Source organism: Streptomyces violascens (assembly GCF_014649955.1).
In the GTDB taxonomy this organism is placed as follows: domain Bacteria; phylum Actinomycetota; class Actinomycetes; order Streptomycetales; family Streptomycetaceae; genus Streptomyces; species Streptomyces violascens.
The window spans coordinates 59783-83989 of record NZ_BMUA01000017.1; the positions used below are offsets into that span (position 1 = coordinate 59783).

The 24207-nt window shown below is 71.8% G+C and carries 20 protein-coding genes; 10 read left to right on the forward strand and 10 right to left on the reverse strand.

The window, feature by feature from the left end; genetic code table 11:
• Nucleotides 1-8 precede the first annotated feature (8 nt).
• The 4 genes from IE206_RS27975 to IE206_RS27990 all read right to left on the reverse strand — a co-directional run bounded on the left by IE206_RS27975 (nt 9) and on the right by IE206_RS27990 (nt 4048).
• A complete protein-coding gene (locus tag IE206_RS27975) occupies nt 9-1436 on the reverse strand; it encodes an FAD-dependent oxidoreductase (RefSeq protein ID WP_189966827.1) in 1428 nt (475 codons plus the stop codon).
• A complete protein-coding gene (locus IE206_RS27980) occupies nt 1433-2620 on the reverse strand; it encodes an MAB_1171c family putative transporter (protein ID WP_189966829.1) in 1188 nt (395 codons plus the stop codon). Before IE206_RS27980 ends, IE206_RS27975 begins: the two co-directional genes overlap by 4 nt.
• A 3-nt stretch (nt 2621-2623) precedes the next feature.
• A complete protein-coding gene (locus IE206_RS27985) occupies nt 2624-3154 on the reverse strand; it encodes a toxin-antitoxin system, toxin component (RefSeq protein ID WP_189967026.1) in 531 nt (176 codons plus the stop codon).
• 228 nt (nt 3155-3382) lie between these two features.
• Nucleotides 3383-4048, reverse strand: coding sequence for a helix-turn-helix domain-containing protein (locus tag IE206_RS27990; protein ID WP_189966831.1), 666 nt, complete (start codon nt 4046-4048; stop codon nt 3383-3385).
• 263 nt (nt 4049-4311) lie between these two features.
• On the opposite strand from IE206_RS27990, the gene IE206_RS27995 reads away from it, so the two are divergent.
• A complete protein-coding gene (locus IE206_RS27995; protein ID WP_189966833.1) occupies nt 4312-5088 on the forward strand; it encodes an MmyB family transcriptional regulator in 777 nt (258 codons plus the stop codon).
• Nucleotides 5089-5187: 99 nt separating this feature from the next.
• Nucleotides 5188-7329, forward strand: a complete 2142-nt coding sequence (locus IE206_RS28000; protein ID WP_189966834.1) for a tetratricopeptide repeat protein — start codon at nt 5188-5190, stop codon at nt 7327-7329.
• Between the two features lie 20 nt (nt 7330-7349).
• On the opposite strand, the gene IE206_RS28005 is transcribed toward IE206_RS28000, so the two are convergent.
• The gene (locus IE206_RS28005) at nt 7350-7943 is read right to left on the reverse strand and encodes a TetR/AcrR family transcriptional regulator (RefSeq protein ID WP_189966836.1); all 594 of its coding nucleotides are present in this window, start codon (nt 7941-7943) and stop codon (nt 7350-7352) included.
• Nucleotides 7944-8194: 251 nt separating this feature from the next.
• On the opposite strand from IE206_RS28005, the gene IE206_RS28010 reads away from it, so the two are divergent.
• The gene (locus tag IE206_RS28010) at nt 8195-9163 is read left to right on the forward strand and encodes an alpha/beta hydrolase family protein (protein ID WP_189966838.1); all 969 of its coding nucleotides are present in this window, start codon (nt 8195-8197) and stop codon (nt 9161-9163) included.
• Nucleotides 9164-9176: 13 nt separating this feature from the next.
• Here IE206_RS28010 and IE206_RS28015 read toward each other — a convergent pair whose 3' ends face one another.
• The gene (locus IE206_RS28015) at nt 9177-11009 is read right to left on the reverse strand and encodes a hypothetical protein (protein WP_189966840.1); all 1833 of its coding nucleotides are present in this window, start codon (nt 11007-11009) and stop codon (nt 9177-9179) included.
• Nucleotides 11010-11133: 124 nt separating this feature from the next.
• Here IE206_RS28015 and IE206_RS28020 point away from each other — a divergent pair, with 124 nt between their 5' ends.
• The 4 genes from IE206_RS28020 (at nt 11134) to IE206_RS28035 (ending at nt 18371) form a co-directional block, all read left to right on the forward strand.
• Nucleotides 11134-14757 (forward strand): AfsR/SARP family transcriptional regulator, encoded by a 3624-nt coding sequence (locus tag IE206_RS28020; RefSeq protein ID WP_226599992.1) that lies wholly within the window; start codon nt 11134-11136, stop codon nt 14755-14757.
• Between the two features lie 429 nt (nt 14758-15186).
• Nucleotides 15187-16215: an L-threonine 3-dehydrogenase gene (gene tdh / locus IE206_RS28025; RefSeq protein ID WP_189966844.1), complete on the forward strand. Its 1029-nt coding sequence runs from the start codon at nt 15187-15189 to the stop codon at nt 16213-16215.
• Nucleotides 16216-16253: 38 nt separating this feature from the next.
• Complete coding sequence (locus IE206_RS28030) at nt 16254-17435, forward strand: glycine C-acetyltransferase (protein ID WP_189966845.1); 1182 nt, start codon at nt 16254-16256, stop codon at nt 17433-17435.
• A gap of 21 nt (nt 17436-17456) precedes the next feature.
• On the forward strand, nt 17457-18371 hold the full coding sequence (locus IE206_RS28035) for a LysR family transcriptional regulator (protein WP_189966847.1): 915 nt from the start codon (nt 17457-17459) through the stop codon (nt 18369-18371).
• Nucleotides 18372-18373: 2 nt separating this feature from the next.
• Here the strand turns inward: IE206_RS28035 and IE206_RS28040 are convergent, their stop codons facing one another.
• Both IE206_RS28040 and IE206_RS28045 read right to left on the reverse strand, forming a co-directional pair.
• Complete coding sequence (locus IE206_RS28040; protein WP_373300992.1) at nt 18374-18844, reverse strand: hypothetical protein; 471 nt, start codon at nt 18842-18844, stop codon at nt 18374-18376.
• A 5-nt stretch (nt 18845-18849) separates the two neighbouring features.
• Nucleotides 18850-19314: an ATP-binding protein gene (locus IE206_RS28045; protein WP_189966851.1), complete on the reverse strand. Its 465-nt coding sequence runs from the start codon at nt 19312-19314 to the stop codon at nt 18850-18852.
• Between the two features lie 206 nt (nt 19315-19520).
• Here IE206_RS28045 and IE206_RS28050 point away from each other — a divergent pair, with 206 nt between their 5' ends.
• The 3 genes from IE206_RS28050 (at nt 19521) to IE206_RS28060 (ending at nt 21526) form a co-directional block, all read left to right on the forward strand.
• Nucleotides 19521-20381, forward strand: coding sequence for a Sco1979 family transcriptional regulator (locus IE206_RS28050; RefSeq protein ID WP_189966853.1), 861 nt, complete (start codon nt 19521-19523; stop codon nt 20379-20381).
• Nucleotides 20382-20648 (forward strand): DUF397 domain-containing protein, encoded by a 267-nt coding sequence (locus tag IE206_RS28055; protein ID WP_189966855.1) that lies wholly within the window; start codon nt 20382-20384, stop codon nt 20646-20648.
• Between the two features lie 71 nt (nt 20649-20719).
• Nucleotides 20720-21526 (forward strand): SAM-dependent methyltransferase, encoded by an 807-nt coding sequence (locus IE206_RS28060; RefSeq protein WP_189966857.1) that lies wholly within the window; start codon nt 20720-20722, stop codon nt 21524-21526.
• Nucleotides 21527-21573: 47 nt separating this feature from the next.
• Here the strand turns inward: IE206_RS28060 and IE206_RS28065 are convergent, their stop codons facing one another.
• Together IE206_RS28065 and IE206_RS28070 are read right to left on the reverse strand one after the other, a co-directional pair.
• Nucleotides 21574-23349, reverse strand: a complete 1776-nt coding sequence (locus tag IE206_RS28065; protein WP_189966859.1) for a hydroxysqualene dehydroxylase — start codon at nt 23347-23349, stop codon at nt 21574-21576.
• Between the two features lie 100 nt (nt 23350-23449).
• The gene (locus tag IE206_RS28070) at nt 23450-24109 is read right to left on the reverse strand and encodes a hypothetical protein (protein ID WP_189966861.1); all 660 of its coding nucleotides are present in this window, start codon (nt 24107-24109) and stop codon (nt 23450-23452) included.
• Nucleotides 24110-24207 lie beyond the last annotated feature (98 nt).

Sequence of the window (24207 nt, forward strand, 5' to 3'; positions counted from 1 at the left end):
GGCTTGGCCTACGGGGTCTTCTGCGGGCTTTGTGCGAGGGCGAGTTCACGCTCCGTCAGCGGAGGCTCCGTCAGCTGCGGTCGGCCGGGCCCGGCCAGCGCGGCCAGCAGCACCCTGGGCCGTACCAGCGCGGTGGCCGGTCCCGACAGGGTCATGACCTCGGTCAGAGCCGTGGCGACCATGTAGTTGCCGGTCGCGGTGCGCATGAGCCGGCCCACGTACCGCGACAGCGCGCGGTCGGCCGGGCCGGGACCGCGGGCGGCGGCGCCGGGGTAGAACGCGTCCTGCCCGGCCGAGAGGATCCACGCCATGCCCACCGGGCGGGCCACCGCCCGCTGAGTCCGGCGCGCGAGGCCGCGGGCCGTGAGACCGCGTGCGGCGACCTGTTCGCGCAGGGCGAGCGCACTCTGCGCGGCCACCGACATGCCGTGCCCGTACACGGGGTTGGAGACGGCGACCGCGTCACCGAGCGCGACGAACCCCTCGGGCCAGCGGCTCACGTTCTCGAAGTACCTGCGCCGGTTGGCGGTGTTGGCGTAGGTGCTCACCTCGCTCAACGGCTCGGCCTCGGCGATGAGTTCGCCCACCACTGGATGCCGGGCGCCCCGCGCGAAGGGTATGAAGGCCTCGTTGTCGCTGGTGGGACGACCGCCCCGGGTGCCGGAGAGCGTGATCAGCCACTGGCCGTCCTCGATGGGCAGCAGCACCGCGGTGCGGCCGGGGACCGGCGCATGGACGTCCGCCTGCAGGCTGACCACCGGGAACGGCTCGTGCCCGGCCGGCGACCGGAACAGCCGGCTCGCGTAGACGGTGCCGGCGTCGACCACTTCCTCCTTCGCGAGGGGGACGCCGAGGTCGGTGAGCCACTGCTGGGCGCGCGAACTGCGGCCGCCCGCGTCGACGACCAGGTCGGCCTCGACGAGCCGCTCGAGCCCGTCCTCGGTGCGCACCCGGACACCGGTGATCCTGTCCGGGCCGCCCGACAGGGAGAGCGCCCTGGTCCGCTGGAGGACGCTCACCGAGGGGCGGGCGGTGACCCGTTCGCGGACCGCCCAGTCCAGGAGGTCGCGGCCGCAGGAGATCAGATAGTGGGAATCACGCCAGCGCCGGTACCAGCCCTGCGGCGACAGGCCGACCATCCCGGACGTCAGGGGGACCCGGTGCGCGCCACGGGCCAGCCAGTCCTCCGTCACGCCCGGCACCAGGCGTTCCATCGCCTCGGCCCCGCCGCACCAGAGCATGTGGCCGTGCCGGGCCTGGGGCAGGCCCTTGCGCGGCCGCGGCCCGGCGGGCAGGGTGTCCTGCTCGATGACGGTGATCTCGTCGCAGTGCTCGCTGAGAGCGGCCGCCGACAGCATGCCCGCGAGGCCCCCTCCGACGACGACCACCCGGCTTCTTCGGGCCGGGGCCGACCCGGTTTCGTCCGACCTGCTCATGACTGCCCGCTCCCCGCCCGTGCCGCGGTGCGGCGGGCTGCTTCAACGATGGGTGAGTTCCGGAACGCCTGGGACACAGGCACCAGATCCCGCGCCCGCTCGATGGACGGAGGAGCGTCCAACTGCTCGGTGCGCAGGGCCGCGCCTTCGGGGTCGCGCGCCCTCGAACCGAGGGCGGCGGCGACCATGGCCGCATCCGCGATCGCTTCGGCCCGCTTCGGCCCGGCACCGGCTGTGAACGCCGCCGCTTTGGCGTCGGCGTGCAGTGCGCGGTCGAAGTAGGGGGCGAGGGAGAGGAACCCGTCGAGGATGCCGGCCTCGCGATACGTCAGCCGGAGTTCCGCCGAGGACCACCAGGCCATCCGCACGGAACCGCTCGCAACCGTCGGCACGGTGTTGAGGGCCCGCCACAGCGGACCCAGCTTCCGGTAGGTGGACCAGGACTGCCAGCTGGTGGAGAGCCGCGGTCCGACCAGCGGGACGATGAAGCCCGCCGCGACGAGCAGCGCGGACACGGATGCCACCGGCGGGGCCACGTTGGTGCTGAGCCGGTCCAGGTCGTCGCCCAGCCATCGCGCTCCGACGGCGGCGTACTTGAGGACGTCGAAGACGAGGTTGAGGAGATATCCCGCCACGATGAGGACCAGCCCCGTGCGTAGCCAGCCGTGCACCTTGACCGACCACTTCCAGCACAGCCACGTGGTGACCAGGCCGGCGACGGAGTGCGCGACCAGGTAGAGGACGATCATCTCGCGGATGAAGGGAGTGTTGGCGTAGTGCGTGTCCAGGTCCCTCAGCCGCTCCTCGGATGCGTCTCCCAGGGCGAACAGGGTGAACAGGGCGACGATCACCAGGGCATAGGCCGTGAGGCACCGCACGCTGGCCCGACGGGCCTGCGCCGGCGGACCGCCGCGCCAGTTGATGATCATCACCAAGCAGGCGGCGTTGTACGCGGTGAGGATCGAGTACACCAGCGGGGCGGAGAAGTTCGGCACCCCGGTGATGCGGTTCACTTCCGCGATCGTCGTCGGAGCGGCGAAGAAGAGCACCGAACTGGCCACGATCAGCAAGGCGTTGACGGTGCGGAGCAGCGGATCGCGCCAGGTGCGCCGCATGCCGGGAACCCGGCACGCGAACCCGATGGCGAGCAGCGCGGCCGGGACGTAGAAGTCAAGATCCTTCACGCGTCAGCCCTGGGGTCTGCGATAGCCCAGGGAGGCTTCGATGCGCCCGGCGATCGCGTCCCGGTACGCGGGCACATAGGCACCCGAACCGGGCAGCCAGGGACGGCACTTGCTGCCGAGCAGGAGTCCGAAGCTCTCGGCGTCGGTCTCCTCCGCCAGATGGGAACGGGTCCGGGCGGCCACGTTGCGCACCGCGGCGCCCAGGTCGCCGTCCTCGGTCAGCAGCCGGGCGGCGACCACTGCCCCCGCCACATGGTGGCTGCTGTGCCCGGCGTTCATGTGCCACAGCTCGTGGCCGAGGATGACCAACTGGTGATCGGGTGTCGTCCGCTCCTCCACCACCACCAGATCCCGGTCCGCCATGTCGAGCCAGAGGCCGCTCGCGGTGCCCGCCGGGAAGGCCGCCATGCGGAACTCGACGGGGCGGCCCCGGCGCTTGCTCATGCCCTCGCACAGGGCGGCGTACAGAGCGGTCGGCTCCGCCGGGGCGGGGATCGTGATTCCCGCGATCAGCTCGCCGCACAGCCGGCGCATCTCCTTGCCTATGCCCACCGTTCTCCCCGCCAGCCGTTCATGGAGCAGCACTTCGTCGAGCAGCCCGTCTCTGTGCAGCCTGCCGAGCCGTACGCGATTGATCCAGTCAACATTGAGCCGGAGTTCGTTGAACTCGGCATCACATGACGGCCTGAAATGAATGGACGGCGGTATGCGGGCAGGCCGCAGGTTACGGCAGGGTGCTGCCGCCGCGTGGTGCGGATCACGTCAGGACTCCGACCGCTTGACGCTCTCCAGGAGCATGTCGAGCCACTCGGTGACCTTGTCGCGATGCTTGTCGGTGGGCAGTTGGGCGGCCCGCCAGGCGATGCCGCGCACGCCGTGGTCCTGGAGCAGGCGCTCCAGCGCGTCCCCGCCCGGCGCCCCGGCGAGCGCGCCCTCGCGTTCGCGGCCCGCGAGTTGCTGGAGCAGCTCCTGCTCGGTGCGCAGCAGCGCGCCGCCGAGCGCGTCGGCGTCGTCGGCGGTCAGGAACCCCGCGTGGACGCCGAAGAAGCGCTGGATCGCGTCACAGTGCTCCATCGTCGGCCGCCGGTCGCCGTTGATCAGCGCGCCCGCCTGCTGGCGCGACATGCCCGCGCCGTCGGCGATCTCCTGCTGGGTGTGCGGGCGGCCGTTGGGTTTGCGCCGGGTGCTGCGCAGCAGGCTGAACCGCTGCAGGAAACGTGCCTGCAGATCGGGTTCGCCGGCCGGCCGCCCTTCGAGCAACGCGCCCACGACGTCGGCCGGAACCCCCGATGCCTCGGAGAGCCGGTGGACGTCAAACACGTCCGCCTGGCTCGTACCGAGTTTTTCGGCGAGCTCGGCCACACGGGCGACGACGGCCGCGAGGGGGCCCGTGGCCGCCGGTCCCGGAACCAAGAAGCCGTCCGTCACCAGTAGTTCTCCTAGATCATGCGAGGTCGGTGGGCACAACAGTGGATGCTCCGGAGGTTAGCGGGTCCCGGCAACAACAACCAGAACTTGCCACAGTTGTGGCGCAATCAATGCTTCGGGGGGCCGGAATGCCACGATGCTTGACATCATTGTGTCGGCGGTATCAGGATCGCCACGCGGTGTGAAGATCGCCCTCCGAGCCCCGGGCGGGCCCGAAGGCCGGCCGCCGCACTCGCGGGCCAGCAAGAGGAGTCGCGTACTCGATGGCGGAAGAATCGGTGGCGAAGGATTCGGTGACCAAGGTTGTGGCAGCGCACGCTCCGGTGGTGGGGCGCCCGTTCGCCCTGGTCCACGAGCGGCCCGGACAGCAGACGGCCGCGGGGGAGCGCGCCGCCGACAACACGACGACCGCAAGAACGGGCGCCCCTGAGGCCAGGCAGCTCCCGGACGACCCCGATTTCAGGGACTATGTCGACGACTACTTCGCGATGACGGACGCCCTGCCCTTCCCGTCCGTGGTCCTCGATCCGGGCTGGGGCGTGGCCCACGCGAACCCCGCGTACGACGCGCTCTTCGGCGGCATCGGGCAGCACCCCACCGCCATGCCCGGCCACAACTTCCTGCGCTTCGTGCTCTTCCATCCGGACGCGGCCAGCGTGCTCGCCGAGCACGAGACGGCCTGGTGCCTGCCGATGCTCGCCCAGTTCGCCGAGGCGTACGCCGATGACGAGAGCGCTCCCGGCCTGCGCGACATCCGCCAGGAGATCGCCGACGACCCGATCATGGACGCCGCCTTCCGGCTCGGCCTGCCGCACTGGGTCCGGGCGGTCGGCGACGCGGCGGTCCACCACGACGGTGCGGTACGCCACGTGCGCCACCCCGATCCGGAGCGCGGCCGCACCAGCTGCCGCCTGGTCAGCGAATCCCCGCGCACACTGCGCGAGTTCGGGTTTCGCCGGCTGACCCTGGTGCTCCGCGAGACCGGGCCCGCCGCCACCCGGCGCGGCCGCGCCCACCTCAGCGTGGTGCCGACCCGCTAGGTTTCGGCCAACCCCGGGCGAACTCGGCCTGCCGCAAAGGATGTTGCTTGCTAGCGTGACCGCGGCAGGTCAAGGCGGCAGGCGCATCGGGGGCGGGACATGCTGGAGCTCACATCGACGGCGGCGATTGCCGCCGTACTCGGCTCGGTCGCCACGGCCGTCGCGAACGAGGCGGGCAAGGCGGCCTGGGAGAGCGCCGGCGGGCTGGTCCGCCGCATCGTCGGCCGCGAGGTCAGGGCCCCGCGCGGACGCGACGAACTGGACAGCGTCGCCCAGCAGGTGCACGACGCCCTGCGTCACAACCCTGCCCTCACCCAGGCCTGGACGGCGTTCGCCCGCAGCGCCCCACGCCCGGGCGGCCCGAACCGGGTGCCCGCTCTGCACGCCTCCACCCGCTTCTTCACCGACCGCGACAGCGAGCGCAAGGCCCTGAGCGCGGAGGCCTTCCGCAAGGCGGACGGCCGGCCCCGGGTCGCCGTACTGCACGGCCCGCAGGGCATCGGCACCAGCGCCCTCGCCATCCACTGGGCCTGCACCCAGCTGGGCCGCTTCCCCGACGGACAGCTGTACGTCGACCTGCGCGGCACCGGCTCCACGCCCGGGGCCGACCCGGCGGCCGTACTGCGCCTGCTGCTCCAGCAGTTCGGCATCCCTGCGGCCGAGATCCCGCCCCGCCCGGACGGCCGCCAGGACCTGCTGCGCGCCTGCACGGCGGGCCGCCGACTGCTGATCATCCTCGACCACGCCCGGTCCGCCGCGCAGATCCTTCCCGTACTCACCTCCGCGCCCGGCGTGTTCGTCGTCGTGGCGGCCCGCCACCCGCTGCCCGGCCTGGACGCGGTGGGTATTCCGGTCGGGCCGCTCGCCGACAAGGACGCGCGGCGGCTGCTCACCCAGGTCGCCAAGGCCGGAAACGTGCCGCTGGACCGGGCCGCCCTGCCCGCCGTCCTCGCCCGCTGCGAGGGCTCGCCCTTCGCGCTGCGCGCCGCCGCGGCCCGCCTTGTCGCGCAGCACTGGCGGCAGGACGCGGCCCCGGGCGGCGACGCGGCCCGCACGGCCGTCGCCGACGGCATCCGCGACCTGGGCCCGGACGCGGCGCGCGCCCTGCGGCTGCTCGCCCAGCGCGACTGGCCCGCCATCGGCGCGCCGATGGCCGCTGCCACGCTGGGCACGGACGAGCCGACCGCCGAGCGCGTCCTGGGCGAACTCGCCGACAGCCACCTCCTCGAGAGCGCGACCGACGGCACGTACGCGGCTCGGGGCACGTACTGGATGCGGCCGCTGATCCGGGAGTACGCCGCGCCGGAGGCGCTGCGCGAGGACGGCATCGAGGCGGCGGAAGAGGCGGTGCGGCGCGCGGTGCGCTGGTGCGTCGCCTTCGCGGAACCGGCGAGCAAAGCAGCCCTGCGCGCGGGCTGGCGCCTCGGCGATCCGGAGCCGCCGGCCCAGGACGGCGTGCGGTACGCGGATGCGGGCGAGGCGCTGGGCGCGCTACGCGACCAGCTCGGAAACCTCCTCCAAGCCGTCGTCACCGCCGAGGAGTTGGGGGATGCCGACGCCGTCTTCCGCCTGAACCAGGCCCTGTGGCCGGTGCAGCTGAAGATGGGCTGCCACGACGAACTGCTCCCCGCCCTGCGCGCCGGCGTCCGGGCCACCGAGGCCCACGACCCGGGCTCCCGCGAGGCCGCCCGCATGCACACCCTGCTCGGCCTGAACCTCACGGAACTCGATCGAGAAGCCGAAGCCGAGAGCGCTTTCACAACGGCCGCCCGCATCGAAGAAGCCGTCGGCCACCCCCGCGGCCACGCCACCGCCGTCGAATCCCTCGGACTGCTGCGGCTGCGCGAATGGCGCTATCCGGAGGCGTACGACTGCTTCGAGGAGGCGGACCGCATCCTCGACGGCGTGACGGCCGACGGCGAGGGAAGCGCGGATCTCCCGCGCGCCCGCGCCCTGTTGGAGCGCCACCGCGGCCGGGCCCTGCGCGGCCTCGGCCAATGGGCGGAGGCGGAGGCCCGCCTCGAAAGCGCTCTCACCTTCTTCCGCGGCACCGACGAGGCGTACAACACGGCCCGCACGCTCACTGACCTCGCCCAGACTTTCGAGGAGAGCGGACGTCCGGCGGACGCGCTGCCCCTGATCGACGAGGCGATCGCGGCGCTGGCGAACGAACAGGCCCACTACCCGCTGGTCCGGCTGCGGGCGGCTCGCGAGCGGTGCGAGGGCCCGGCGGGGGAGTGAAGGGGTGAAGGGGCGGACCCCTAGGGCCGGGACTGCTCAAGCCCCCGAAGGAGCAGTTCGACCAGTCGGCGGGGGTCATAGCGCGGGTCGCTGTCGCGGCCGATGCAGAGGTTGCCGATGCCGCGCATCAGCTCGTACGCATGCGTGCCCGGCCTGATCTCCCCGGAGTCGACCGCCGCGTCGAGCATCTCCGCGCAGACGGGCACCAAGCGGTCGAGGAAATACGCGTGCAAGGCGTCGAAGCCGCTGCTGTCCGACTGCATCGCCTTGGCGAGCCCGTGCTTGGTGACCAGGAAGTCGACGAAGAGGTCGACCCACTGGCGAAGGGCCACGAGCGGGGACTCGCCGTCGGCCAGGAGGCTCGGGCCGGCCTCGGCGCACGCCTCGACCTGATGGCGGTAGACGGCGACGACCAGGTCCGCCCGGGTCGGGAAGTGGCGGTAGATCGTCCCCATCCCGACGCCCGCCCTGGTCGCGATCTCACGGATCGGCGCGTCGACTCCGGAGGTGACGAACACGGCGGCGGCAGCAGTGAGGAGCGTCTGCTGATTGCGCAGCGCGTCGGCCCGTTTGCTCCGGGCCGCACCTTCCCCGGCGGGACTTGTCCTGGGCACCGCGCACTCCTTCCGACGGCCATTGACTAAACGGAACAGTGCTCCGTATATTAAACGGAACAATGTTCCGCTTGCAGCCTAGCTCAAGCCGGACGCGCCCGACTGCTTTCCCCTGCGCCGCGACCACCTATGAAGCGGCCGTCAGGCAGGGGTCGTCGAGGTATGTCGAAGCCACATTGCAGGGCGCATCGCTGGAACATTTCGGGCACATCTCAGGGTCATCTCAGGCACATCGAAGGGGCACGCACACCATGAGTGAACCGACATCGACGTACGCAGCCCACACCTTCACCCCGCCGCCCGCCCCCGTTCTCTCGGTCGCACCGGTGGTACTGCCGGCTCCCGGCCGACCCGTGGACCTGGAGGTACGGGTCTCAGTCCCGGTCACCGGAACCGGCCTGCCCGTCATCCTGTTCTCCCACGGCCAGGGCCACTCGAACCACCTCTCCTCACTGAACGGCTACGCCCCCCTCGTCAACTACTGGGCGGCACACGGCTTCGCGGTCATCCAGCCCACCCATCTGAGTTCGACGACGCTGAGCCTGGACCCCACCACTCCCGGGGCGCCGATGTACTGGCGGTCGCGGGTCGAGGACATGACGCGCATCCTCGACGAACTCGACGCGATCGAGGCCGCCGTCCCCCAGCTCGTCGGACGCCTCGACCGCGGCAGGGTCGCCGTCGCCGGCCACTCGATGGGCGGCCACACCGCCGGCCTGCTCCTCGGCGCGAGGCTCACCGATCCGGACGACGGTACGGAGGTGAGCCTGGCCGAACTCCGGATCAAGGCGGGCGTACTGCTCGCCGCGCCCGGCAGGGGAGGCGACGCCCTCACCGGCTACGTGGCCGAGAACTTCGCCTTCCTGGGGACCCCGGACTTCTCCCGGATGGCGACGCCCACGCTGGTGGTGGCCGGTGACAAGGACGCCTCCGCCCATCTGACGGTGAACGGTCCCGACTGGCACGCCGACCCGTACGCCCTCTCCCCGGCCCCCAAGTCGCTGCTCACCCTGTTCGACGCGGAGCACGGCCTGGGCGGCATCTCCGGCTACGACGTCGCCGAGACCACGGACGAGAACCCCGAGCGGGTCTCCGCGGTCCAGTACCTCACGTGGGCCTACCTCCGCTCCGAGCTCTACCCGGGGGACCCGGCTTGGGAGCTGGCGCAGGACGCGCTGGCGGCGAAGGGTGATCCACTGGGGCGGGTCGAGTCCAAGTAGGGCTCCTCGACCGTCACTTCGTGACTACGACCCGGTGCTCGGTGTGGCCCGTCCGGACGGTCAAGCCCTCCTCGATCGCCTGCTCAAGGGTGCCGCCCGCCGTCAGCCAGGCGTGCAGGGCCGAGGCCGCGGCCGCCGGGTCGAGGCCGGTGGGGGCGCCGGCGAGGCGGACGGGCGGGCCGGAACGCGTACGTACGGTGCATGCGCCCGGGGCTGTGATGTAGGCGGCCAGGGCGCTGTGCGGGTGGCGCGCGAGGATCTCGGCCGTCCACTGCTCCGGTGACCCGAAGCGGAGGTCGTCCGGTGCTCCGTTCCTGAACACCACGTCCGCCAGGGCGAGTTGGTCCGGGTCGCGGGTGTCCTCGTGGACGGCCAGGTGGGCGTGGCCCTCGCCGTCCGGCTCGTACCAGGGGTCGGCATACCTGGACAGGTGGATCTGGGGTGGGTCCGTCGTCACCCGGGTCAGGATGCGCAACGGGACGGTGGGGAACGGGAGTTGGAGCGGGGGAACGCGGAGGCGTTCGAGGAGCGCGGGGCGCGGCGGCTCGGGGATGTTGATCAGGCGGTAGAAGAGGGTGCGCAGCAGGGCCGCCGACTTGCCGGGGGAGGACGTGGTGAGGGTGGCCGGGCCCGGGAGCGGGTGGTGTTCCGCCATCAGGTCGTTCAATTGCGTGGCCAGCGGCAGATGCGGATCCAACTGGGGTGCCTGCCGGACGAATTCGGCCACGGGGGAGTGCGGGTCGAGGCCTTCCGTGGGGGCCGCTCCGAGCAGAACGGGGGTGCCGAGGGCCGCCGCGTAATAGCTCACCGAGCCCTGGTCGCCGATCACCGCATCCGCCGCGAGCAGTGCCTGGCGCCAGTCGTGCAGGGGGTCGACGAGTACGAGGCCGCCGCGCCGGGCCCGGTCGAGCCAGGCCCGGACCTGGCCGGGGCCGTGCCCGTGCCAGATGTTGGGGTGCAGCACGGCGGCGACCCGGTACTCGTCGGCGGGCAGCTCGGCGGTGAGCCGGGGCAGCAGGGAGGGGAGTATGTCGTCCCCGCCTCCGTCGCCGAACAGGGAATCGGGGTTCCATGTCGAGTTCAGCAGAACCAGACGCTGGCCCCGGCGCACCCCGAACGCCTTCTGGAAGCGCTCTCGGTAGGGGCGTTCGGCCAGCATCCGGTCGAAGCAGGGGTCGCCCGCGAGTTCAGCGGTGGGCACGGCCCCGGGACACGCGGCGCGCAGGCGCTCCAGCTGCTCGGGGTGCGAGAGGACCATGGCATCCGCGATGGGTATGCCTTCGTGCAGCAGCCACTCGGGGGAGAGGCCGAAGACGGGAGGGGGCGGGTTCTCGGGCGGCCGCACGTGGTTCGAGGCCGAGGCCGAGGCCGCGGTCGAGGCTGTGGCCTCGGGCGAAGGGTGTCCGGTGTCCGGTGTCCGGTGTCCGGTGTCCGGTGTCGCGAGCGTCTTATTGTAGCCAATGCCGTGCGAGAGGAGGGCCAACTTCCCTGGAACGCAGTGGAGTTGACCGCCCAGGCTGGCCGTGATCGCCAGGTCGACCTTGGTTTCGAGGGCCTGCTCCCACGGCAGCACCGGAAGCCCGGTCTCGGCGAGCAGGGTGGCCACGCCGTCCTCGAACGCCGAGGAACCCGTGCAGGTGGCCAGGAGCTGTATCCGGAGGTCGTCGTGGAACAGCGGCAGCACGTCCAGAAGCCGGGTTGCCGATGTCACGTTGTGCACCACGAACAGCACGCGCCGGCACCGGCCGCGGGTCGCCCAGCGGGCGGCGTCGTCCCCGACCGGCACCCGTATGCGCCGTCCGCCGGACCCGTTCACCGTGCCACCCCCCAGCTCCACGCCTGCCATCCCCTCGTTGTGGTCCGGCCACGATAGCCAAGGGGCCGGCCGCATCCGCGCGGGTAGCGGCCTGTGTGGCGCGAACTGGATGCCGGGTCGATCCGGGCCGGCCGCCGGGGAGAATGGGCGGGTGATGCTCCGCTACCGCGTACTCGGACCGACGCAGGCCCTGCGCCCTGACGGCAGTGAAGCGCGGCTCGGGGGAACCCGCCTGAGAGCGCTCCTCGCCGCCCTCGCCGTGGGCGCCGGGCGTGCGGTGCCCCAGTCCGTGCTGATCGCGCAGGTCTGGGGCGAAGGGGATGCGCCGCCCGCCGACGAGGTCGCGGCGGTGCAGGCCCTGGTGGGACGGTTGCGGCGGCTGCTCGGGCCGGACGCGGTGGAATCCGTGCCGGGCGGCTATCGGCTCGCCGCCCACACCGACGAGATCGACCTCTTTCGCTTCGAACGTCTCGCGGCGGAGGGCGCGACGGCGCTGGCTGCCGGAGACGCGGAGCACGCGGCCGGCCTCCTGGACGACGCGCTCACGCTGTGGCACGGCCCCGCGCTGGCCGACCTTCCGGGGCGGGAGGGCGACCCGCTCGTGGTACGGGTCGAACGGCACCGAGCCGATGCCCGCCGCAACCGGCTGGCGGCGGAGGTGGAGCTGGGCCGGGCCGAGAGCGCTCTCGGCGAACTGACCGCGCTCGCGGCCTCCGCCCCGCTCGACGAACCCCTCCAGGCCCTGCACATCCGCGCGCTGCGGGCTGCCGGCCGCCCGGCCGAGGCTCTGGCCGCCTACGAATCCGTACGGGCAGCGCTCTCGGAACGCCTCGGCACGAACCCGGGGCCGGAGCTGCAGTCCTTGCATGCCGAACTGCTCAACCCTGCGCGCGGTGGGGAGGGCGCTGGTACGGGTGCGCCACACACCTGGTCGTCCCACATGGCCGGGCCCCACACGGGCACGCGCGACACGGCGTCGGACCACATGGGCTCCCACGACATGGTTTCACCGCACATGGGCCCACCCGACATGGCGCCGAACCACCTGGGTTCACCGCACACGGCCTCACCCGACATGGCCCCGCCGCACATGGCTCCGTCCCACACAGGCTCGTCCCCCACGGCCTCGTCCCACATCGCTTCGAACGGCATGGGGTCCTCCCGCACGGGCTCGGCCCACCTGGCTTCACCGCAGGCCGATCCCGAACCCTCGCCACTTCGCCCACCCGGCAACCTCCGTGCCCGCCTCACTTCCTTCGTCGGGCGGGAGTCCGACGTCCGTGTCCTGCACGACGATCTGCGGCAGGCGCGCCTGATCACGCTCACCGGGGCCGGCGGCGCGGGCAAGACGCGCCTCGCGGTGGAGGCGGCCGATGCCGTGGCGGGGGAGTGGGGCGACGGGGTGTGGCTGGTCGAGCTCGCGCCCGTGCGGGACGCGGTGAGCCTGGCCGAGGCCGTGCTCACCGCGCTGGGCGCCCGGGAGACGCGGCTCGTCGGTCCGGCCGAGACGACTCCCAGGGACCCGGTCGCGCAACTGCTGGCCCACTGCGGACGCCTCCGCATGCTCATCGTGCTCGACAACTGCGAGCAAGTCGTAGAAGCGGCAGCCGCTTTGGTGCAGGAGCTGCTCACCGCATGCCCGGACGTCACCGTCCTCGCCACCAGCCGGGAGCCGCTCGGTGTGCCGGGGGAGCGGGTGATGGCCATCGGGCCGCTGCCGCACGAGAGCGCTCTCCGGCTGTTCGGGCAGCGCGGGGCCGCCGCCCGGCCTGGCTTCCGTGCCGACGACGATCCGGACGCGGTCACGGAGATCTGCCGACGCCTGGACGGGCTGCCGCTCGCCCTCGAACTCGCGGCCGCGCGACTGCGGTTGTTCACGCCGCGCCAGATCGCGGACCGGCTCGACGACCGGTTCCGGCTGCTCAATACCGGACCCCGGACCAGCAGGACACTCCAGCCGAGACAGCAGACCCTGCGCGCGGTGGTCGACTGGTCCTGGGACCTGCTCGACGCCCCGGAGCGGGCCGTCCTGCGCCGTCTCGCCGTCTTCGCGGGCGGCTTCGCCCTGCCCGAAGCGGAAGCCGTCTGCGCGGATCCGGAGGAGGCGGGGCCCGAGGCGAGGGGACCCGAGAAGCCAAGCCCGCGCAAGCAGGGCGCCGGGGTGGGCCCCGCCGACGTTCTGGACCTTCTCGGCTCCCTCATCGACAAGTCGCTCGTCACCGCCGCGCCCGGCGGTGAAGGCGCAACGATGCGGTACCGCCTGCTGGAGACCGTCGCCGAGTACGCCGCCCAGCGGCTCGACGAGGCGGGCGAGCGGGCGGAGGTCGAGCTGCGCCATCTCGTCACGTACCGCGAACTCGTCCGCAGGGGCGAGGCGGCGCTGCGCGGCCCGCGCCAGCACGAGGTCATCGAGCGCCTCGAAGCCGAGCACGACAACGTAAGAGCCGCCCTGAGTACGGCAGTTGGGTGCGGACATGAACAGGACGGGCTGTGCCTCGTCCTCGCCATGGCCTGGTTCTGGCAGCTGCGGGGGCATCAGGCGGATGCGCGGAGCTGGTCCGGGGCCGTGGCCGAGCTCGGTCCGGATCCCTTCGCCGAGTCCGTGCGGCCCGCCGTCGCCCTAGCCGATCGCTGCACGGACAGCCCGCCGCCCTGGTCCGAGGAACAGCTGTGGGAGGCGCGGCGCGGGGTGCGCCTGATGATGTTCGCGGCCAGTGGTGGCGGCGACACGGAGCTCAACAGCCCCGAGACCGTGGCATATCTGCGCCGGATCGTCCGGGCGTACGGGCCCGGCCTTCCACAGAACAGCCGTCAGCCCGGCTCGCTCTGGTACTTCGCCCGGCTCCTCACCGGCGAGTTCACCGGATTCGACCGGGTCGTCGACGAGATGGTCGCCGACGCCCGGCAGCACGGCGACCCCTGGGACCTCGCCTTCGCCCTCCTGCTCCGCGCGAAACTGCTCGACGGCAGCGACGCCGAGGACGCCCTCGCTCTCTTCGAGGGCGTCGGTGACCCGTGGGGGATCGCTGAATCCCTCTCCGCGCGCGGCGAGTCCTACGTGCGGGAAGGCCGGTACCAGGAGGCCGCCAAGGACTTCGAGCGGGCCCTGGAGAGCGTCACGCAGATGGGCGCGCATGCCCAAGTGTCCGTGTTCAAGGGCAAGTTGGCGTCGGTCCGGCTCGAGGTGGCTGGTACCCCGGCCGAGCGGGAAGCGGCCGAACGGCTGCTCTCGGAAGCCGCCGAGGAGTCACGGCAGTCCCCGGAGGAGAGCCTCGGAACCGCCCGGACGCTCCTCGCCCAGCACTTCGGCCGCACCGGCCGAACAGGCGCGGCCCGTCGGCAACTCCGGCTGATGGAAGCTGAGTTCACCCCGGTGACACCCGACCTCTTCCGCGGACTCGTCGCCGGGATGCACGGCTGGGTCGACTGTCTGGACGGCAAGTACGTCGACGCCCAGGACCGGATCCAGGAGGCGGTACGCCATCTGGAGAGCCAGGCCTATCTGGTCGCCCCCAATCTGATCCTCAGTCAATTCCTGTCCGCCGCCTGGGCGAAGGCCGGGCTGGGCGCCGCCGCGGACGGGGCCAGGCTGCTCGGTGCGTACGACCGCAACTCGAACGGACGCGACAGCTTCGGGTTCCGTCCGCTGCCCGCCGAGCCCGAGACCCGCCGCCAGGCGGAGGCCGCACTGCGCGCGGCGCTCGCCCCGGCGGCGTACGAACGCGCCTACGCGGAAGGCGCGGACCTGGATGTGCGGCGGGCCGCCGCCCTTGTCTGACCCGCGCCGAGTCGATGCGGCGCGGGTGACCTGGTCCCGCCGCCCCGGCCCCATGCGCTTCCGACCTGGTGCCGACTGCTCCATCCGGCTATTCCTCCGTGTCCCCGGCGCGGGTCTCGCGCCCGGGCCCCGGCCGTCGCGGCGGGCGCCTGCGGAAGGCCGGCATCCGGCTGCGGGACCGGTTCCAAGGTCGGTCCGACAGGGTTCCGGGTGGGGCGCGAGGGGCGCGCGTGAAGCTCGGCTGTTGGCCCGCTTAAGAAATCCTCGATGGACTCGGCGGCCCCGGCTCGGCAGATTGGTGATCAGCAAGAACGGCCGGATCGTCCGCATGTGCAGGATCATCCGGCGGATCCGCCCCTTCCTCAGCCCGTACGTCCGGCCACCGATCCGTGGCCGGCCGCCCCTCTCCGTACGCCGGGAGCTCCGCCCATGAAGGCACTTGTCAAGCAGCACGCCGAACCCGGACTGTGGCTCATGGACGTTCCCGAGCCGGAGACCGGGCCCGGCGATGTGCTGATCAAGGTCCTTCGCACCGGCATCTGCGGCACCGACCTGCACATCCGCTCCTGGGACGGCTGGGCGCAGGGTGCCGTCAAGACCCCGCTGATCCTGGGCCACGAGTTCGTCGGCGAGGTCGCCGCGGTCGGCGCGGACGTCCAGGACATCGCGGTGGGCGACCTGGTCAGCGGTGAGGGCCACCTGGTCTGCGGGAAGTGCCGCAACTGTCTGGCCGGGCGCCGCCACCTGTGCCGCTCCACCATCGGCCTCGGCGTCGGCCGCAACGGCGCGTTCGCCGAGTACGTGGCGCTGCCCGCCTCCAACGTGTGGGTGCACCGCACCCACGTCGACCTCGATGTGGCCGCGATCTTCGACCCGTTCGGCAACGCTGTGCACACCGCGCTGTCGTTCCCGCTGGTCGGCGAGGACGTGCTGATCACCGGCGCGGGCCCGATCGGCATCATGGCCGCCGCCGTCGCCAAGCACGCCGGCGCCCGCAACGTCGTCATCACCGACGTCAGCGAGTCCCGCCTGGAGATCGCCCGCAAGGCCGGTGCCACCCTCGCGCTCAACGTCGCCGAGCACGACATCGCCCACGCCCAGAAGCAGCTCGGCCTCAAGGAGGGCTTCGACATCGGCCTGGAGATGTCGGGCCGTCCCGAGGCGATGCGCGACATGGTCGCCAACATGACGCACGGCGGCCGCATCGCGATGCTCGGCCTGCCCGCGCAGGAGTTCGCCGTGGACTGGGCGAAGATCGTCACCTCGATGATCACCATCAAGGGCATCTACGGCCGCGAGATGTTCGAGACCTGGTACGCCATGACGGTGCTGCTCGAAGGCGGCCTCGACCTCAGCCCCGTGATCACCGGCAAGTACGGCTACCAGGACTTCGACGCGGCCTTCGACGAGGCGGCCACCGCCCGCAGCGGCAAGATCATCCTCGACTGGACCGTCTGAATCCCGGACCGACCGGACACCCCCTAGGAGCCCCGAGCATGTACGGATACGTCCGTGACGACCTCCAGAAGACCCTCGACGAGATCAAGGAAGCCGGTCTCTTCAAGCCCGAGCGCGTGATCTCCACCCCGCAGAGCGCCTCCGTCTCCGTGCCGTCGGGCGACGTACTCAACTTCTGCGCCAACAACTACCTCGGCCTCGCCGACCACCCCGAGGTCATCGCCGCCGCCAAGGACGCCCTGGACCGCTGGGGCTACGGCATGGCCTCGGTCCGCTTCATCTGCGGCACCCAGGACGTCCACAAGGAGCTGGAGGGCCGCCTGTCGGCGTTCCTCGGCCAGGAGGACACGATCCTCTACTCGTCCTGCTTCGACGCCAACGGCGGCGTCTTCGAGACCCTGCTCGACGCCCAGGACGCGGTCATCTCCGACGCCCTCAACCACGCGTCGATCATCGACGGCATCCGCCTGTCCAAGGCGGCCCGCTTCCGCTACGCCAACCGCGACATGGCGGACCTGGAGGCCAAGCTGAAGGAGGCGTCCGGGGCCCGGCGCCGTCTGATCGTCACCGACGGCGTGTTCTCCATGGACGGCTACATCGCCCCCCTCCAGGAGATCTGCGACCTCGCCGACCGCTACGACGCCATGGTCATGGTCGACGACTCGCACGCCGTCGGCTTCACCGGCCCCGGCGGCGCCGGCACCCCCGCTCTGCACGGGGTGAGCGACCGGGTCGACATCGTCACCGGCACCCTCGGCAAGGCGCTCGGCGGCGCCTCCGGCGGCTACGTCGCGGCCCGCGCCGAGATCGTCGCCCTGCTGCGCCAGCGTTCGCGCCCGTACCTGTTCTCGAACTCGCTCGCCCCGGTCATCGCGGCCGCATCCCTCAAGGTCCTCGACCTGCTGGAATCGGCCGGTGACCTGCGCGAGAAGCTCGCCGCCAACACCACGCTCTTCCGTACGAGGATGACCGAGGCGGGCTTCGAGATCCTGCCCGGCGAGCACCCCATCGCGCCCGTCATGATCGGCGACGCCGCCGAGGCGGCCCGCATGGCCGAGCTGCTCCTGGAGCGCGGCGTGTATGTGATCGGCTTCTCCTACCCGGTGGTCCCGATGGGCGCGGCCCGCATCCGCGTCCAGCTCTCGGCGGCGCACTCCACCGAGGACATCGAGAAGGCCGTGGCCGCATTCGTCGACGCGCGCGCGTCGATGCAGGGCTGACGCCCGCGCGACAATGGCTGGGTGATCGACCCCCGCCGGCTCCGCATCCTGCGTGCCGCGGCGGACCACCGTACGGTGACCGCCGCGGCAGCAGCGCTGTATCTGACGCCCTCCGCCGTCTCCCAGCAGCTCGCCGCCCTGGAGCAGGAGACCGGGCACACCCTGCTCACCCGCAGTGGCAAGGGCGTACGGCTCACGGCCGCCGGCGAGATCCTCCTGGAGCACGCCAACGCGGTCCTCGCCCAGCTGGAGCGGGCCGAGGCGGAGCTGGCCGCCTACGCCGGCGGCGCGGCCGGAGAGGTCACCGTGGCGGCCTTCGCGACCGGCATCGCGGAGGTCCTCGCGCCCGCGATCACGCGGCTGCGCGCGAGCCACCCCGCGATCCGGGTCCGGGTCCGGGACGCCGAGGGCGACGAGGCGCTGCCGCTCGTCCTGGACGGCGAGGCCGATCTGGCGCTCGCCGTCGAATACCGGGGCGCGCCCCGCGAGGACGACAGCCGCCTCTCGCGCGTCCCGCTGTACGCCGAGCCCTTCGACGCCGTACTGCACGCGGCGCATCCCCTGGCCCAGTCCCGGCAGGTGCCCCTGTCCGCCCTCGCCGACGACGACTGGATCGGCCCCTACCCGGGCAACCCCTGCCACGACGTGATGCTGCTCGCCTGTGAACTCGCGGGATTCCAGCCCAGGTTGGCGCACTCCTCGGACGACTTCCGGGCGGTGGTGGCGCTGGCGGGTGCGGGCGCCGGGGTGGCCCTGGTGCCGCGTTCCGCGCTGCGCGGCATGGAGCAGAAGGACACGGTGGTGCGCCCCGTGGAGGGCCCGGCGGCGACGCGCAGGGTGTTCGCGGCGGTACGCAGAGGAGCCGAGGGGCACCCGCTGTTCCGCCCGGTCCTGGAGGCACTGGCGCAGGCGGCTCGGGGCCTGCCTACGGAGTAGGGCTAGGCCCAGGCGGGCGCCGTGCCCGTCAGCTGGCAGACCACCAGGTACAGCGGGATCGGCGGGGTGTAGGGCGTCGTGCCCTCGGGGAAGTTGATCAGGCGCGGCCGGTCGGCGTCCGGGACCACGGCCCCGGGGGCGTAGCGCACCGGCCGGGGCCAGGGCAGATCATGGTCGGAGCCGGCCGGCACGATCCACCACCACCAGTCGGCGGAGGCGAAGACGCAGCCGGAGCGGGGCAGCCGGGAGAGCAGCCGGAAACCGTGCACGGCGGGCACCCCCACCGCGTCCCGTCCCAGTGTGGCGGGCCGTACCGCGGGCAGCAGCACCCCGCCGCCCCTTTGAGCGGCGGAGCCGCCGGGCCCGGGCACTCCGTGCGCACCCCCACTGCGCACGGGGCCACGGGGCCCGGCGGTTCCGGACCCATCGGGTCGCGGGCCCTGTCGCCCGGACCGGGGTCCCCAGGGAAGCATTTCTCTCAGCACGGCAGGCCCGGCCCGCCGTGCGCGAGCTCGGCCCAGACGATCCGGCCGGGCCCGTACGGGGCGTCGTGCGCGCCCCACGCGCTGCTCACCGCGTCCACGAGCAGCAGCCCGCGTCCGCGCTCCTCGTCGTCGTCCGAATAGCAGAGCCGCGGACCCGCGGAGCCACAGCCCAGGTCCCTGACCGCTATCCTCAACGCCCGCTGGAGATCGGTGAGTTCGCACAGTATGTGGTCGCCCGCTGTGTGCACGACGGCGTTGGTGACGAGCTCCGAGATCACCAGGGCGGCGGTCTCGTGAAGGTCCTCGTGGTGCCCCCAGCCGGTCAGCATGTCCGTGCTGCGCCGCCGGGCGAGAGACACCGAATCGGTGCGGGCCGGCACGTCGAAGGCGTACCGCCGCACAGCGGTCCCGGAAGGTGCGCCTGTCAGTTGCGGGATGAGCGCGTTACCAGGAGCCACGACCGGAATCCTCACAGTGGGGAAGCGGTACCCGGCACGGCCTCGCTGGAGGCTGCGCACGAACACCGCGTGTGAACTGGTTCACCGACCTACCTTGTACCCGCGGCGGACACTTGGCAAGGGGCACTCTGAAAATTGCAGAGTGCCGTTCTCCTCTCTGCAACGACATGGCACACTGCTCGCAACAGCGCGTGGGGAGGTCTGAAGTGAGTGAACCCCGGTCCGCCCCGACCGTGGGCCAGGTCGTGCTGGGCAGGCGCCTGCAGGACCTGCGCGAGCGGGCCGGCCTCAGGCGCGAGGAGGCGGCCAAGGTGCTGCGGGTGGCCCCGGCCACCGTCCGGCGCATGGAGATGGCCGAGGTTTCCCTCAAAATCCCTTACGTGGTCCTGCTGTTGAAGGCGTATGGGATCGACGACGGTGAGGCGGAAGGTTTCATCGCCCTGGCCGAGGAGGCCAACAAGCCCGGCTGGTGGCAGCGCTTCCACGACATCCTGCCCGACTGGTTCAGCATGTACGTCAGCCTGGAGGGCGCGGCCTCGCTGATCAGATCGTACGAGCCGCACTTCGTGCCCGGGCTGCTGCAGACCGAGGAGTACGCCCGCCACGTCATGCGCAGCGGGGCGCTCGGCGCGACCAGCGAGGCCGATATCGACCGGCACGTGGCGCTGCGCATGGAGCGCCAGTCGCTGCTCACCCGCAAGGACGCCCCGCGGCTGTGGGTCGTCATGGACGAGACGGTGCTGCGCCGCCCGGTCGGCTCGGCGCAGGTGATGCGGGACCAGATCGACCGCCTCCTTCAGGCGTCGACACTGCCCAACGTGACCGTGCAGCTGGCCGAGTTCGCCACCGGGCACCACCCGGGGACGTACGGGCCCTTCGTCCTCTTCCGCTTCGCCGTGCCCGAACTGCCGGACATGGTCTACAGCGAGTACCTGACCGGAGCCGTCTACCTGGACGCGCGCCCCGAGGTGGCCACCCATCTGGAGGTCATGGACCGCATGGCGGCTCAGGCCGCGACTGCACAACGCACGAAGGAGATCCTCAAGGATCTCCGCAAGGAGCTGTGAATGGATCACATATACGACGGCGAGCCGGCGGACGGGCGCATCTACAACGGCATGCCCGCCACCGAACTCGGCGCCGAGGGCTGGCACAAGCCGTGGAGCGGCGGCAACGGCGGCAACTGCTTCGAGGCGATGAAGCTGGCCGACGGCAGGGTCGCGGTGCGCCAGTCCGCCGATCCCGAGGGCCCCGCGCTGATCTACACCCCCGGCGAGATCGCCGCCTTCATCCAGGGCGCGAAGTCGGGCCAGGCCGACTTCCTGCTGACGTGATCCCCTGCTCGACCCCTCAACTGCCTTGATTCCCCCACCTGTTCACTGACCTTCATCCCCGTGGAGCGCACATGACCGGGCAAGACCGCACCGCCGTGACGATCGACACCAGCAAGCCCCATCCGGCCCGGGTGTACGACTGGTTCCTCGGCGGCAAGGACAACTACCCGGTCGACGAGGCGCTCGCCGAGCAGCTGCTCGCCCTCGACTCGCGCGGCCGCGACATCGCACGGGTCAACCGGGCCTTCATGCACCGCGCCACGCGCTGGCTCGCCGATCAGGGCGTACGCCAGTTCCTGGACATCGGCACCGGCATCCCCACCGAGCCCAACCTGCACCAGGTCGCCCAGCGCACCGCGCCGGACGCCCGCATCGTGTACGCGGACAACGACCCGATCGTGCTGCGGCACGCGGAGGCGCTGCTGCGCTCCACCCCCGAAGGCGTCACCGAGTACATCCAGGCCGACGTCCGCGAACCCGAGCGCATCCTCGAACTGGCCCAAGGAACCCTGGACTTCGAGCGTCCGGTCGCCCTCTCGCTGATCGCCCTGACCCACTTCATCGGGGACGACGACGATGTGTACGGCATCGTCGACCGCCTCCTCGGCGTGCTCGCACCGGGCAGCTATCTGGTGCTTTCGCAGATCACCGGCGACTTCGACCCGGAGAGCGCGGCCCGCGCCGTGGAGCTCTACAAGGGCGGCGGCGTCACCCTGCGCCCGCGGACCAAGGACGAGGTCACTCAGTTCTTCGACGGCCGCGAACTGACCGCCCCGGGCGTCGGCCTGGCCGCCGCCTGGCACCCGGAGCTCGGCGAGCCGGCGGCCGAGGGTGACGACACCATTCCGGTGTACTCGGGCGTCGCGCGGAAGGCGTGAGGGCGCGGGACCTGGGCCCCGCGCCCTCCCCGCTCACCCCTTGTCTCTCACCCCACGTCGAAGACGTTCGGCAGGCCGAGCCGGTGGCGCAGCCGGTCGCTGTTCTTCAGGAAGTCGAGTTCCGGCGCGCTGTACAGCGGGGTCACCGTGCAGCGTGGCGCCGACGAACCCACTCTGTCCAGAAGGGCGTTGGCGGCCAGGCGGCCCGAAGTGTTGGCGCCCTCCATCGTGGCCAGGTCGATGGGGACGGCCACGTAGTCGCCCGCGAGATAGAAGTTGGGGATCTTCGTGGCGGCCGACGGGCGGTTGTGGAAGGTGCCTGTGGGGTGGATGAGCAGCTCGTCCTCGTTCTGCGGGTTCGGTGTCCCGATGCCGGAGACGCCCGGATCCAGGAACCAGGAGTGCAGTTTGGAGTCGCTGAGGACCGTCTTGCCGGTGTCGTTGAGCGCGGCCTTCAGCTGCGCCCACACCTCGCGCGCCACCTCCTCACGGGTGCACTGCTTGGCCGTCCTGCCGTACAGGATCCCGGGCTTGTCCCATTCGGAGATGTCGACCGAGAGGCAGTCGACGACCGTCCCGTCGCCATAGTCGGCGGCGAACGCACGCTGCGGCCAGTGCTCGGCCTGCGCTATGGCCGTCAGCGACCACTGCGAGTCGATGCAGTCGACGTGCCCGTGCACGATGTCGGGCCGCTCGGTCAGATAGAACTGAATGCCCGTCATCCAGTCGGTGCGCAGCTGGTCGCAGCGCGCCAGCTGCGGGTCGGCGGCGCGCATCGCCGCACTCCAGGTGGGCCGCGCGTGCTCCACGGGAAGCGCTGAGACGTAGTGATCCGCGGTAACGGTCTGTATGCCTCCGTCGGCGTCCTCCACCTGAACGCCCGTCACCTTGCCGCCGCCGTACGTGACTTCGCGTACGGTCCAGCCCACCTTGAACTCGACACCCAGGGCGCGGAGCCGAGTGACCCACGGGTCGATCCACGCCTCGTTGGTCGGCGCGTTGAGGATGCGGTCGAGGGGGCCGTCCGCGCCCCGGCCGAGGGCGTTGAACAGGAACGCTTCGAGCAGGCTGCCCACCGTGCGGGTGCTCGCCTCCTCCGCCTTGGTCGCCACGATGTTGCGGGTGACACCGACGGCGAGGATGCGCTGGTAGTCGTAACTCATCTGCGCGGCCCGGGTGAACGTCCACCAGGGCGTGGACTCCCACTGGCTGTCGCGGCGCTCCTGGCAACTGGTGAGGAAGACCGCGAGCCGGTCCACGAAGTAGGCGACCTCGCGCGCGGGCAGCCGCTGGAAGGTGCCGAGCACCCCGGTCAGGGCGCGGCGGATGTCGTCGAGGGTGAGTGGCTGGGGCGTGCCGGCCCCCGGCATCGGCAGCCGCAGATCCTCCTGGCCGGTCCGCGCGAACATCATTTCCTTCGGCGCCACCAGGTTGTCCCAGACGCCGTGCCGGTTGCCGGGGAAGGGTATCCGCCGCATCGTGTCCGGCAGGTTGTGATAGATGCCGGGGATGAACCGGAAGCCGTGCTCGGCGGGCAGCGGCTTGCGCCCGCCCTTCGCGCTGTCCGGTACGTCCATGGAGCGGGCCTTCCCGCCGAGCGCCCGGCGCTCGAAGAGCGTCACCCGGAACCCGCGCTCGGCGAGTTCATGGGCGGCCGTGAGCCCGGCGACCCCGCCGCCGAGCACGGCGACGCTCTGGCCGCCCGCCGCCGATGTGACCGGCGCGGCAGAGGCGGCGGGCGCCTCGACCCCGAGGGCGGCCACCGCGCCCGCCGCCGCCGTACCCGCGACAAAAGTCCGTCTCGTACTGCCCGTGCGCGCCACAGTGCTCCCTATTACCGGTGGTAACGGTCACGTCCGGCGCAGGAGCATACGGTCGCCTCGTCGATCTCGGAAGGTGGATGGGGCATCCAGTCGACGGCGATTACGAGACAAACTCCTCGTCCCCGTAACGGACTTGGGCCTTCGCCCAGTCGACGCCCAGTGACGTGGTGAACTTCTGGGCCAGGGGCAGGTCGGCGAGCGGGGCGATGAGGGTGAGCCGGCCGTCGAGGGAGACCGAGCCGCCGCCGAGCTCGTCGCGAGCCTCAGGGTTCGCGACCAGCGCGTCATGGAGCCGGGTCGCGGAGACGCCGGGCGCCTGGATCTCGACCGCGTCGGTCTCCGGCGACGTGCGCGGCAGACAGCGGAAGGTCAGCACCGACTCCTGGTGGTACTGCTTGGCGATGACCCCGGCGATGTGGTGCAGGCCGTCGCGGCCGACCCTGTTGACGTCGAACTCGCGTGAGCGCTCATAGGTGGTCTGCTTCAGGTCGCCGGACCAGAAGACGCCGTCGAGCAGCTTCGAGGCGCCGGGCCGGGCCCCGTTGGAGCGGATGATGCCGCGCACTTCGTGGTCGAAGCGGGTGAGACGGTTCTTGAGCCGTGGGTCGGCCGGATCAGTGATGATCGCGGTGTTGTTCGTGGCGAAGATCTCCGCCGTGGGGCAGTCCTGCCCCGTCGTGGCGGCCTGTGCGGTGCCCGCTCCCGCCGCTCCCAGCATCAGGGCCCCGACCGCGACCAGGACGCGCAACCTCTGCTTCATGCCTCAACTCCCTGCCCCATGACTCATGTTGCTGCGCCGATGGCGCATCTGGATCACCGTAGGGCCCTGGCGCAGGGTTAACCGCGGTAACTCCACGT

Coding starts and splice junctions, on each gene's coding strand:
- IE206_RS27975 (WP_189966827.1), bottom strand. CDS start 1,436: ATGAGCAGGTCGGACGAAACCGGGTCGGCCCCGGCCCGAAGAAGCCGG.
- IE206_RS27985 (WP_189967026.1), bottom strand. CDS start 3,154: ATGCGCCGGCTGTGCGGCGAGCTGATCGCGGGAATCACGATCCCCGCC.
- IE206_RS27995 (WP_189966833.1), top strand. CDS start 4,312: ATGGCGGAAGAATCGGTGGCGAAGGATTCGGTGACCAAGGTTGTGGCA.
- IE206_RS28000 (WP_189966834.1), top strand. CDS start 5,188: ATGCTGGAGCTCACATCGACGGCGGCGATTGCCGCCGTACTCGGCTCG.
- IE206_RS28010 (WP_189966838.1), top strand. CDS start 8,195: ATGAGTGAACCGACATCGACGTACGCAGCCCACACCTTCACCCCGCCG.
- IE206_RS28015 (WP_189966840.1), bottom strand. CDS start 11,009: ATGGCAGGCGTGGAGCTGGGGGGTGGCACGGTGAACGGGTCCGGCGGA.
- IE206_RS28020 (WP_226599992.1), top strand. CDS start 11,134: ATGCTCCGCTACCGCGTACTCGGACCGACGCAGGCCCTGCGCCCTGAC.
- tdh (WP_189966844.1), top strand. CDS start 15,187: ATGAAGGCACTTGTCAAGCAGCACGCCGAACCCGGACTGTGGCTCATG.
- IE206_RS28030 (WP_189966845.1), top strand. CDS start 16,254: ATGTACGGATACGTCCGTGACGACCTCCAGAAGACCCTCGACGAGATC.
- IE206_RS28040 (WP_373300992.1), bottom strand. CDS start 18,844: ATGCTTCCCTGGGGACCCCGGTCCGGGCGACAGGGCCCGCGACCCGAT.
- IE206_RS28055 (WP_189966855.1), top strand. CDS start 20,382: ATGGATCACATATACGACGGCGAGCCGGCGGACGGGCGCATCTACAAC.
- IE206_RS28060 (WP_189966857.1), top strand. CDS start 20,720: ATGACCGGGCAAGACCGCACCGCCGTGACGATCGACACCAGCAAGCCC.
- IE206_RS28070 (WP_189966861.1), bottom strand. CDS start 24,109: ATGAAGCAGAGGTTGCGCGTCCTGGTCGCGGTCGGGGCCCTGATGCTG.